Annotated in this window: 11 protein-coding genes; 7 read left to right on the top strand and 4 right to left on the bottom strand. The window is 66.6% G+C overall.

Annotated features, from left to right (window positions below):
• Positions 1-26: 26 nt before the first annotated feature.
• Entirely contained in the window at positions 27-434 is a 408-nt protein-coding gene (locus BDK63_RS17695) for an integrase core domain-containing protein (protein ID WP_183334385.1), read from the top strand.
• Between the two features lie 160 nt (positions 435-594).
• On the opposite strand, the gene BDK63_RS18725 is transcribed toward BDK63_RS17695, so the two are convergent.
• Positions 595-1,053 carry a pilin gene (locus BDK63_RS18725; RefSeq protein WP_183334379.1) on the bottom strand — a complete coding sequence of 153 codons (459 nt, stop codon included), beginning with the start codon at positions 1,051-1,053 and terminating at the stop codon, positions 595-597.
• A 451-nt stretch (positions 1,054-1,504) separates the two neighbouring features.
• Between BDK63_RS18725 and pilB the strand changes: the two genes are divergently transcribed.
• From pilB to BDK63_RS17660, 6 genes are all read left to right on the top strand, one after another.
• Positions 1,505-3,286: a type IV-A pilus assembly ATPase PilB gene (gene pilB, locus BDK63_RS17685; protein WP_183334377.1), complete on the top strand. Its 1,782-nt coding sequence runs from the start codon at positions 1,505-1,507 to the stop codon at positions 3,284-3,286.
• A 66-nt stretch (positions 3,287-3,352) separates the two neighbouring features.
• Positions 3,353-4,588, top strand: a complete 1,236-nt coding sequence (locus BDK63_RS17680; RefSeq protein ID WP_183334375.1) for a type II secretion system F family protein — start codon at positions 3,353-3,355, stop codon at positions 4,586-4,588.
• Between the two features lie 265 nt (positions 4,589-4,853).
• Positions 4,854-5,702: a prepilin peptidase gene (locus BDK63_RS17675; RefSeq protein ID WP_183334383.1), complete on the top strand. Its 849-nt coding sequence runs from the start codon at positions 4,854-4,856 to the stop codon at positions 5,700-5,702.
• 19 nt (positions 5,703-5,721) lie between these two features.
• Complete coding sequence (gene coaE / locus BDK63_RS17670; RefSeq protein ID WP_183334373.1) at positions 5,722-6,333, top strand: dephospho-CoA kinase; 612 nt, start codon at positions 5,722-5,724, stop codon at positions 6,331-6,333.
• Between the two features lie 87 nt (positions 6,334-6,420).
• Entirely contained in the window at positions 6,421-6,651 is a 231-nt protein-coding gene (gene yacG / locus BDK63_RS17665; protein ID WP_183334371.1) for a DNA gyrase inhibitor YacG, read from the top strand.
• 7 nt (positions 6,652-6,658) lie between these two features.
• Positions 6,659-7,546 (top strand): DNA replication terminus site-binding protein, encoded by an 888-nt coding sequence (locus BDK63_RS17660; RefSeq protein WP_183334369.1) that lies wholly within the window; start codon positions 6,659-6,661, stop codon positions 7,544-7,546.
• Positions 7,547-8,519: 973 nt separating this feature from the next.
• Here BDK63_RS17660 and BDK63_RS17655 read toward each other — a convergent pair.
• The 3 genes from BDK63_RS17655 to trhP all read right to left on the bottom strand — a co-directional run bounded on the left by BDK63_RS17655 (position 8,520) and on the right by trhP (position 11,209).
• On the bottom strand, positions 8,520-8,954 hold the full coding sequence (locus BDK63_RS17655; RefSeq protein ID WP_183334368.1) for an REP-associated tyrosine transposase: 435 nt from the start codon (positions 8,952-8,954) through the stop codon (positions 8,520-8,522).
• Positions 8,955-9,067: 113 nt separating this feature from the next.
• Entirely contained in the window at positions 9,068-9,694 is a 627-nt protein-coding gene (locus tag BDK63_RS17650) for an anti-virulence regulator CigR family protein (protein WP_221202678.1), read from the bottom strand.
• A gap of 78 nt (positions 9,695-9,772) precedes the next feature.
• The gene (trhP, locus tag BDK63_RS17645; RefSeq protein ID WP_183334367.1) at positions 9,773-11,209 is read right to left on the bottom strand and encodes a prephenate-dependent tRNA uridine(34) hydroxylase TrhP; all 1,437 of its coding nucleotides are present in this window, start codon (positions 11,207-11,209) and stop codon (positions 9,773-9,775) included.
• Positions 11,210-11,396 lie beyond the last annotated feature (187 nt).

The following is an 11,396-nucleotide window of genomic DNA, read 5'->3' as shown; positions in this document are numbered from 1 at the left end:
GGTGACGACCTCGACACGCTGCTGCCCTGGCGCTGGAAAGACACGCTACCGGTCTAACTCACGCCGCAACAGATGGGGTTTGTGGAGCGCTTACGGAGGAGGCCTTGGCACGCCACGGACAGCCTGAGATCTTCAATACCGATCAGGGGTGCCAGTTCACCAGCCAGGCCTTCACCGGTGTCCTGGAGGCTCACGGCGTCGCCATCAGCATGGACGGCAAGGGCTGCTACCGGGACAACATCTTCGTGGAGCGGCTCTGGCGCAGCGTGAAGTACGAGTGTGTCTACCTCAAGGCCTTCAAGGACGGCGCGCACCTGAAGCAGGAGCTGGGTCGCTACTTCGCCTGGTACAACCAGGAGCGGCCCCATCAGGGATTGGACGATGCAACACCGGATGAGGTGTACTTCCCACAACCAGTGAAACAGGCGGCCTGACGCCGATGATGATCCTATCCGAGCTTAGATGACCTGTCAGGTGGTCCGAAGGATGGGGTCCACTTCACTTTCGGGAACAGCGACAGTCAGGCGCGGCGCGCCATGCCTCGCGCAAAACAAAAAAATGCCGGCTTGATAGCCGGCAAACAGAGAAGAAATCTTATTGGCAGGAATTTGGAACAATATTGTCATCTGTAATGGTGGCCGTGCAGTTCCAACCAGCATCGGGATCTCTAGCAAAGGTAAACCCTTGTCCTTGGAGTACTGAAGGGATACCATCAGAAGACCAAAATGTAAAGGTAATCTCCGCATTAGAAGCATCTTCATTAGCTAGAGTGATTTCACCATTAGGCTGGTTCCCACCAACCCCTATGTATCCAGCAGTCCCTGGAGTGACTGTAAGTGTTCTACCATTAAGCACATTGTCTTCTGATTGAGTCAATACTCCTCTTACTGTTGATAAAGCCGAACTGAACTGTGAACGCACTATATAGTCTTGATACCTTGGAATCGCAATCGCCGCCAGAATCCCGATGATCGCCACGACGATCAACAGTTCGATCAGGGTAAAACCACCCTGACCATGTTTAACGTACTTGTTCAACCCTTGCTTCTTCATGGTCCTGCCCCTTTTGATGCGTCCGCCGTGGCGCGTCTGGCATATGCCTTCTTCTTGCCGCCCGTGCGGGGGTGTGGTGGTAAGCATTCCGACCTCGTTGGCCTCCGCTGATCGCCCGATAAATCGGGCTCCCACCAGAGAAAACTGACCTTCGGCTTACCGGTTACAATCGTTTCGTCTCTGCATGGGCCGCGCCCTGCCCGGCGCGACCCTATGCTTACATTAAGTTACGCTTCGCAACCTTGCAAGGCCGGATTGCCCCGAATCGGGAAAACTCCCCCTGGCGGCACCAGTTTGGTCCCCCAAAAGGTTGAATCCGCGTGGTACGGCGCTGGGCGGGGGCGGCTGGGTGGGGCTAGAATGGGAAGGTGATTCGCGCCAGCCTGAAGGGGCTCGCCGCCGTGCGCCCAGCTTGACCGACACCCGCCTTGACCGACAGCCGCGAGACGCCATGAACGACTACCGTACCCCACCGCCGCATCTGGACACCCCGCTGGAAAGCACGCGCCCGGGTAGTGCCAGCGGCCTGCGCGGCCTGGCCCGCCGGCTGGTGCAGGACGGGCGGCTCTCCGAGGCAGCGGCGGCCCGGGCCGAGCTGGAGGCCAAGGAGGCCGAGGTCTCGCTGCTGGAGCACGTGATCGATTCCGGCCTGGTGGCGGCCCGGCCGGCCACGCTGTCGTCCGCCTGGGAGTACGGCCTGCCGATCATCGACCTGGATGCCATCCGCCCCGAGACGCTGCCCAAGGCGGACGCCTTCCCCGAGAAGATCCTGCGCCGGCTCAAGATCCTGCCGCTGGTGCAGCACGGCCACCGGCTCACCGTGGCGGTGCCCTACCCCTCCACCCTCGCCCAGCTCGACGAGCTGCAGTTCGCCACCGGCCTGACCCCGGAGGGGGTGCTGGCCCCGGTGGACCAGCTCGGCCCGGTGCTGGAGAGCTACCTCGCCCGCAGCGAGAAGAGCATGCTCGACGAGCTCAAGGGGGTGGACGACGCCATCGGCGAGCTGGGCTACGGCGACGAGGGCACCGACGGCGAGGTAGACATTCAGGCCGAGGCCAGTGCCGCCAGCGAAGACGCGCCGATCATCAAGTTCGTCAACAAGATCCTGCTCGACGCCATCCACCGCGGCGCCTCGGACATCCACTTCGAGCCCTACGAGACCAGCTACCGGGTGCGCTTTCGCATCGACGGCATCCTCCACGACGTGGCCCACCCCCCCTTCGCCATGCGCTCGCGCATCTCGGCGCGCCTCAAGGTGATGTCGCGGCTGGACATCTCCGAGCGGCGCCTGCCCCAGGACGGCGCCATCAAGCTCAAGCTCTCGAAGACCCGCTCCATCGACTTCCGCGTCAACTCGCTGCCCACCGTCTACGGCGAGAAGGTGGTGCTGCGGATCCTCGACCCCACCTCGGCGCAGCTGGGCATCGAGCAGCTCGGCTTCACGCCGGCGCAGAAGGCGATGTACGAGACGGTGCTCGACCAGCCCCAGGGGATGATACTCGTCACCGGCCCCACCGGCAGCGGCAAGACGGTGACCCTCTACACCGGCATCAACATCCTCAACCAGGTGGAGCGCAACATCTGCACCGCCGAGGACCCGGTGGAGATCAAGGTGCCCGGGGTCAACCAGGTGAACGTGCTGCCCAAGATCGGCCTGGACTTCGCCAGCGCCCTGCGTGCCTTCCTGCGCCAGGACCCGGACGTGGTGATGGTCGGCGAGATCCGCGACCTGGAGACCGCCGAGATCGCCGTCAAGGCCTCCCAGACCGGCCACCTGGTGCTCTCCACGGTGCACACCAACTCCGCGGCGGAGACGCTGACGCGCCTCGCCAACATGGGCGTGGCGCCGTTCAATATCGCAAGCTCCGTGAGCCTGATCATCGCCCAGCGCCTGGCGCGCAAGCTCTGCAAGCACTGCAAGCAGCCGGCGGACATCCCCCACGAGGTGCTGCTGCAGCAGGGCTTCACCGAGGAGGAGATCGCCAACGCCACCATCTTCGAGCCGGTGGGCTGCCGCCAGTGCACCAAGGGCTTCAAGGGCCGGGTGGGCATCTACGAGGTGGTGCCGATCTCGGAGGCGATGAGCAACCTGATCATGAAGCAGGGCAACTCCATGGACTTCGATGAGCTGGCCCGCCGGGAGGGCCACCCGGACCTGCGCCGCAGCGGCCTGCTCAAGGCCATGCAGGGGGTGACCAGCCTGGCGGAGATCAACCGGGTGACGAAGGATTGACGGTAGGAGGCCAACAGGCCAACGCATTAAAACGAATACGCAGCATCAGGGAACAGGGAGTCCACCATGGCCACAGCACGGAAACTGCGAGCCCACCAGAAGACCAAGCTCTACCGCTGGAACTGGAGCGGCAAGGGCCCGGGCGGGCGCCGGGTGGGGGGCGAGATCATCGCCGCCCAGAAGATGGAGGTCGAGCGGATCCTCCAGGGCCAGAACATCATCGTCAAGAACGTCAAGCGCAAAGGCGGCTTCGGCGGCGGCATGGGCAAGATCAAGCCCAAGGACATCATGCTCTTTGCCCGCCAGATGGCCACCATGATCCGCGCCGGCGTGCCAGTGTTGCAGGCCTTTCAGGTGGTGGCGGAGAGCCTCAAGAAGCCCGCCATGAGCGCTCTGGTGCAGGAACTGATGAACGACGTGGCGGCCGGGTCGACGTTCTCCGATGCGCTGAAGCGCCACCCCCAGCATTTCGACCGACTGTTCGCCAACCTGGTGGAGGCCGGCGAGCAGTCCGGCTCCTTGGACCGCATGCTGGACCGGGTCGCCACCTACAAGGAGAAGGTGGAGATGCTCAAGGGGCGCGTGAAGAAGGCGCTCTGGTATCCCGCGGCGGTGATCGCCGTGGGCATCGGTGTCACCGCCCTGCTGCTGATCAAGGTGGTGCCGCAGTTCGAGAGCCTCTTCCACGGCTTCGGCGCCGAGCTGCCGGCCATGACGCGCATGACCATCGCCCTGTCCGAGTTCTTCCAGGCCTATTGGTGGTGGGGGGTGCTGGGCATCGCCGCCTTCATCTTCTTCATCCGCACCGGCATGAAGAAGTCCGAGGCCTTCGCCTACCGCATGCACGCCTGGTCGCTGAAGATACCGGTGATCGGCGAGATCCTCGACAAGTCTGCCGTGGCGCGCTACTCGCGCACTCTGGCCACCACCTTCGGCGCCGGGGTGCCGCTGGTGGAGGCGCTGGACACCGCCGCCGGCGCCACCGGCAACAAGGTCTACGAGCGCGCCGTGGGCCAGGTCCGCGAGGACGTGGCCACCGGCCAGCAGCTCGCCTTCGCCATGCGCATGACCGAGCAGTTCCCGGCCCTGGCCATCCAGATGGTCGGCATCGGCGAGGAGGCGGGCTCGCTCGACGCCATGCTCAACCGCGTGGCCGACTACTACGAAGAGGAGGTCGACAACATGGTCGACACCCTCACCTCGCTGCTGGAGCCCTTCATCATCGTGGTGCTCGGCGTGCTGGTCGGCGGCCTGGTGATCTCCATGTACCTGCCGATCTTCGAGCTGGGTAGCGTGATCTAAGGGCAAGGCGGTCGGAGCCAGGTTTTCCCGCAGTTCGATGCCTCTACGGATGGCTGAGGCAGCTGAGGCTTGCAACCACTGGTGGGAGCCCGATTTATCGGTGGTCCGACATTTCGGCGATTGGCGGAGTTATCTTCGTTCAAGACGATTTGATGCGTAACAAACCCCGCCAATCGCCCGGGGGACCCGGGCTCCCACCAGAACTGACCAGCCTGAGTGAAAGCTGAAGGCTCGCAACCCATCACTATCCAAGGATGACGTTTTGTTGGACCTCCCCCCTTCCCTGCTCTGGCCCCTGGCCGCCTTCGTCGGCCTGTGCCTGGGCAGCTTCCTCAACGTGGTAATCGTGCGCCTGCCGGTGATGCTGATGCAGGGCTGGCGGGCCGAGGCCCGCGACGCGCTGGAGCTGCCCGCCGAGGAGCACTCCACCTTCAACCTGGCCACCCCGCGCTCGATGTGCCCCAGCTGCGAGACCCCCATCGCCTGGCACGACAACCTGCCGGTGATCGGCTGGCTCAAGCGCCGCGGTCGCTGTGCAAACTGCGAGGCGCGCATCAGCCCCCAGTACCCGCTGGTGGAGCTGGCCGGCGGCGCGCTGACGCTCGCCGCGGTGGCGCTGTTCGGCCCCACCTGGCAGGGGCTGTTCGTGCTGGGGGCCTGCCTTTCGCTGCTGGCCATGGCGGTGATCGACCTGCGCACCCAGCTCTTGCCCGACCTGCTCACCCTGCCGCTGCTGTGGGCGGGGCTCGCCTACCAGCTGCTGTTCCAGCCCTTGATGCTGCCCAGCGCCGTGATCGGCGCCATGGCGGGCTATCTCGCGCTGTGGAGCTTCTACTGGGCCTTCAAGCTGATCACCGGCAAGGAGGGCATGGGCTACGGCGACTTCAAGCTGCTGGCCGCGCTGGGCGCCTGGATGGGCTGGCAGGCCCTGCCGCTGCTGCTGATCCTCTCCGCCGGGGTAGGGGCCATCATCGGCATCCTGGTGCAGCTGGCGGTGCCGCGGCTACGCGGCGCCCCCATGCCCTTCGGCCCCTACCTGCCGCTGGCCGGCTGGATCGCGCTGCTGGGCGGCGAGCCGCTGATGGCGGTGTATGGCAGTTTCTTCGTGTTGTAGGGCCTGTCCGGAGGTGACGATGATTGTAGGCGTGACCGGCGGCATCGCCTCGGGCAAGTCCACCGTGACCCGGGCCTTCGCCGCGCTGGGGGTGCCCTGGGTGGATGCCGACGACGTGGCCCGGGAGGTGGTCGAGCCGGGCGAAACGGCGCTGGCCGAGATTGCCGAGCGCTTCGGCCCGCGGGTGCTCAACGACGACGGCACCCTCAACCGCAGGGCGCTGCGCGAGATCGTCTTCGCCGAGCCGGCCGAGCGGCGCTGGCTGGAGTCGGTGACCCACCCGCGCATCCGCGAGCGACTGCGGGAGCACCTGGCGCGGATCGCGGCGGATGATTCGCCCTACGGGCTGCTGGTCTCGCCGCTGCTGTTCGAGTCCGGCCAGAGCGAGCTGGTCGACCGCACCCTGGTGATCGACGTGCCCGAGGCGGTGCAGATCGCGCGCACCGCTGCCCGGGACGACGTCGATGAGGCCCAGGCCCGCGCCATCGTCGCCGCCCAGATGCCCCGCGCCGAGCGGCTGGCCCGTGCCGATGACGTGCTGGACAACGGCGGCAGCGAGGACGAGATGCGCCGCCGGGTCGCCGAGCTGGATCGGCAGTATCGCGCCCTGGCCGGCCAGCCGCCGGCCTGAGCCCGCGGCGCCGGCCCATTACCCTTCCGGCCCGCGGCCGGTTACCATGGGCCCTACCCTCGAACGACAACGCCTCCAAGGAGCCCCATGAGCCAATCCGACCGCCCCCTGGAAGTCGCCTGCCCCCAGTGCCGCAAGAAGGTGGTATGGCGCGAGGATAATCCCTACCGCCCCTTCTGCAGCGAGCGCTGCCGCCTGATCGACCTGGGCGCCTGGGCCGACGGCTCCCGCCGCATCGCCGGTGAGCCGGCCATGGACGAGACCGAGATCGACGAGATGATCCTGCGCGCCGAGCGTGGCTTCCAGGAACCGGAGTGACCCCGCGTTGAGCCACCCGCCCCGTCCCGAATATCGCCTGCTGGCCGAGCTGGAAGCCGCCTTCGACACCCTGGTGGAGCGCTGCGAGGCGGTGGCCGCGACCTTCCGGCGGCGCCCTGCCGCCTGCTGGATCTTCGGCGAGCCGGAGCCGGTCGGCGCCGAGCGGGCGGCCGAGTGGCTGCGTCACGCCCTGCTGGATGTCTGGTATCAGGATGGCCAGGACGGCCGGGCGACCCGCGCCCACATCGGCCTGGTGGCCGCCAATGAACCGCTGATGGAGGCAGTTGCCGAGGCCAATGCCGCCAAGGCGGCGCTGGGCGCCCTGCTGGCCCGGATCCGCGAGGACGCGCCGTCGTTGATCCCCGAGGCCAAGGCGGTGTTGCCCTTCCGGCATCTCGAGCTCCACGACCACCTGCGCGGCCAGGGCCTGGCGCGGCTGCACCTCAAGCAGTGCTGGCGGCACATCCCGGTGGCCGAGGCGCCGGTGGCCCGCGTGCGCCTGGCCTGGTACACCAGCGGGCGCTCCATCAAGCGGCTGACGGTGCGCGAGGCGGAGCACAAGCTGCTGAAGCTCGACAGCGACGCCGCCCACGTGCGGATCCAGCTGCGGCGGCTGGCCGGCATCCCCGAAGGCGAGCCCCTGGCCCAGGTGCAGCGCCAGGCGCCGCTGATGCGCGCCAATCTCTTCTACCGCGAACCGCTGGAGGACGGCCGCACCCGCCGCGCCATGAATGTGGCGCTGCCGCTGTTCGTGCCCGCCCCCGACGGCCGCCTGCCCGACCACAACCTGCCGCAGCCCACGCCGCCGGAAGCCCGCACCCGCGCCCGCCGCCGCGACGAGAAGCTCGAGGACGAGCCCTTCCTGCCCAGCCTGCGGGTGTATCGGTACCGGTGAGGGACGTCACCACCGAGGCAGACCTCTACTGGTGGGAGCCTGATCTATCGGTGGTCCGACATGTTAGTGATGTGAGCTGCCACTAAGGCAGGCAACTACTGGTGGGAGCCCGATTTATCGGTGGTCCGACATTTCGGCGATGCAGTGTTCCGGCGATATCAGAAACAACCTGGCTCGGCGGTGACGAGATAGCCTTCCAACACCGCCATCGCCCGGCGGAGCCGGGCTCCCACCAGATTCCACACCATCGGCAGCTTTGCCATGCCATTCAGCCAGACCCCACCGGTGGTGGCCCAATCTCTCGGCGATGGAGCCGTTTCCAGATCACCGAGGCCGGCCCCTACTGGTGGGAGCCCGATTTATCGGGCGATAGCTGAAGCCTTCAAGGCTGGAGCCATTCTGAAAGGCTGCCAACACCGCCATCGCCCGGCGGAGCCGGGCTCCCACCAGACTCCACACCATCGGCAGTTTTTCCATGCCATTCAGCCAGACCCCACCGGTGGTGGCCCAATCTCTCGGCGATGGAGCCATTTCCAGATCACCAAGGCAGGCCCCTACTGGTGGGAGCCCGATTTATCGGGCGATGCAGTGTTCCGGCGATATCAGAAACAACCTGGCTCGGCGGTGACGAGATAGCCTTCCAACACCGCCATCGCCCGGCGGAGCCGGGCTCCCACCAGACTCCGCACCATCGGCAGTTTTTCCATGCCATTCAGCCAGACCCCACCGGTGGTGGCCCAATCTCTCGGCGATGGAGCCATTTCCAGATCACCAAGGCAGGCCCCTACTGGTGGGAGCCCGATTTATCGGGCGATGCAGTGTTCCGGCGATATCAGAAACAATCTGGCTCGGCGGTGACGAGATAGCCTTCCAACACCGCCATCGCCCGGCGGAGCCGGGCTACCACCAGACTCCGCAAGGCCGGGAACAACACAAGGCCACCGAGGCATGCCCCTACCTCACGCTTCATCGTTCAAAGCCAGACGGCATTCCAGTAGGGATAGTCCCGGATATCATCCACCAGCCCTGCTCTCAACGGGTTGGCCACCACGTATCGGGCCACCCGGCGCAGATCCTCTTCCCGGCGAATGCCGTGATCATGAAAGCCCCGCTGCCAGAGCTTCTCTCCTGCCATCAGGGAAACCCTGGCCTTGTAGACCCTGACCGCATCCTCCAGGTTGTCCTCGAGCTTCAGCAACCAGTGCAGATGGTCGGGCATGACGACATAGGCCAGGGTCTCGCCGTGGCGGCTCACTACCTCGGCGTAGAGGTTGCGACAGGCAATGCGGGCTATCGCCGGGTCGCGAAACCAGGGACGCCGGTTCCGGGTGACGATGGTCACCAGATAGCAGTGGCCAGGAAGCGACTGTCGCCCCTTGCGCAGGGCATGGCTGCGTGGCGGGTTCATCGGCAAGGCACCCAGGACTCCTGGCCCTCAGGTTAGGCCGAGAGTCGCCTGGCGTCATGGCGCGTTGCCCATACCGCCAGCGGAGCCGGGCTTTTACCCGACTCGGCACGGCCTCAGTAGAGCACGCCCCTGAGCACCTCGTAGACGATTTCGTTGGCGATATCGACCAGCACGGCGTCGGGGCCGACGCGACGCCACTCGTAGCCGTCGTAGCGGGGCAGGTCGCGCAGCGCGCGGTCGTCGAAGCGCTTGGCGATGCCCGGGGGCAGCGGCTTGCCGCGCTCCAGGTTCATGCGGATGCCCGGCGGCAGGCCGGCCCGGTCGTCCTCGCGGACCCAGTCGCGGCGCTCGCCGAAGATCCGCCTCAGCTCCCGCTCGTCGATCACCGGGCCGCTGCGATAGCGGTCATCGCGGCGGTCGCGGTCGCGCCAGGTCTCCCGGTCGCTCTCGCGCCAGGAGTCGCGGTCACGCTCGCGCCAGGTCTCGCGTTCGCGGGTCTCCTCCCGGCCGCGGTCGGCGCCACGCCCGGGCTGGCCCTGACCCTGCTGGCGGGCCTCCTCGGCCTGCTTCTGCTGGCCCGGCGGCACCTTGCGCTCGCCCTGCCCCTGGCCCTGGCCCTGGGAGGCACCCTGGCCGCGGCCAGGATTGTCGGTGGGCTGGGCCAGGGCGGGGCCGGCTGCCAGCAGCAGCGCCAGGCTGGAGGCGGCCATCGCCATACGCAGATCGATTCGCTTGCTCATGTGAACCTCCGGTTCCATGGGGGTGATGCCTATCAGCCTAGTCCCCAATGGTGCAGGCGGTGTGGAAACCTTGTCGGCCTATCGCGACAGGTCCCGCATCAGCAGGGCGAACTCGATGCGCGCAGGCGCAATGGCCTCGCCGGGCACCGGGATGCGCACCACGTGGCCGGAGCCTGGGGCGGCGCCCACGGACTCGCCGCGCCGGTTCTCGATATGCTCGAGCACGAAGCGGCGGTTGCCGCCGGGCAGCATCAGCTCCATGCCGTCGCCCACCTCGAAGCGGTTCTTGACGTCCACCTCCAGCACGCCGCGGTCCGGGTCGTAGCCGATCACCTCGCCGACGAACTGCTGGTGTACCCCCACCGAGTTGCCCTGCTCGTAGTTCTGGTACTCGTCGTGGACGTGGCGGCGGTAGAAACCCTCGGTGTAGCCGCGGTTAGCCAGGTTGTCGAGCTCGTCCATCAGACGCATGTCGAAGGGCCGGCCGGCCACGGCGTCGTCGATGGCACGGCGGTAGACCTGAGCGGTGCGCGCCACGTAGTAGTGGGACTTGGTGCGCCCCTCGATCTTCAGCGAGGTGACGCCCATCTCGGTGAGCCGCGGCACGTGCTGCACGGCGCGCAGGTCCTTGGAGTTCATGATGTAGGTGCCGTGCTCGTCCTCGAACACCGGCATCAGCTCGCCGGGGCGGGTGCGGTCCTCGATCAGCGCCGAGAGCTCGTCCTGGCCCTCCACCCCGCCGGCGGTGGCGGTGCTCTCCATGGCTACCGATGCGCTGCCGCCGCCGGAGGCGATCAGGCCGCCCGGCTGCCCGCCGCTCTCGGGCGTCCAGATGCCGCTGCCGGCATGGGCCCGGGCGGAGTTGGCCGGCACCAGGTCGCCGGTCTCGTCATGGGCGGCGGCCACGGTGTTGTACTTCCAGCGGCAGGCGTTGGTGCAGGTGCCCTGGTTGGGGTCGCGGTGGTTGAAGTAGCCGGAGAGCAGGCAGCGCCCGGAGTAGGCGATGCAGAGCGCGCCGTGGACGAAGGTCTCGATCTCCAGCTCCGGGCATTCGGCGCGGATCTCGGCGATCTCCTCAAGCGACAGCTCACGCGACAGGATGATGCGGCTGATGCCCTGCTGCTGCCAGAACCGCGCCGCGGCCCAGTTGACCACATTGGACTGCACCGAGAGGTGGATCACCTGGTCCGGCCAGCGCTCGCGGATCATCATGATCAGCCCCGGGTCGGACATGATCAGCGCATCCGGGCCCGCCTCGATCACCGGCTCCATGTCACGCAGGTAGGTCTTGAGCTTGCTGTTGTGGGGCGCGATGTTCGACGCCACGTAGAACTGCTTGCCCCGCTCGTGGGCGTAGGCGATGCCCTTGTGCAGGTTGTCGATCTTGAAGTCGTTGTTACGCACGCGCAGCGAATAGCGCGGCTGGCCGGCATAGACCGCATCCGCCCCGTAGGCGAAGGCGTAGCGCATGTTCTTGAACGTTCCCGCGGGGGAGAGCAGTTCGGGGGCTTGCATAGGAGGTCACCGTTGTCAGGACGATGGCGCCACAGGGCGCAGGGAATGAGGGGCGCATATTATAGCAGCGCCGAGCGCCGAGCGCCGAGGCTGTGGGAGCCCGATTTATCGGGCGATTGGCGGAGTTACCAGTGGTCAGTTTCGTAAACCAACAGTACCAACACCTCAATCGCCCGGCGGAGCCGGG

The sequence above is a fragment of the Halomonas campaniensis genome (assembly GCF_014193375.1).
Classification (GTDB): domain Bacteria; phylum Pseudomonadota; class Gammaproteobacteria; order Pseudomonadales; family Halomonadaceae; genus Halomonas; species Halomonas campaniensis.
Note: the sequence above shows the minus strand (reverse complement) of the source record. Positions and strands in the feature narration are given on the sequence as shown.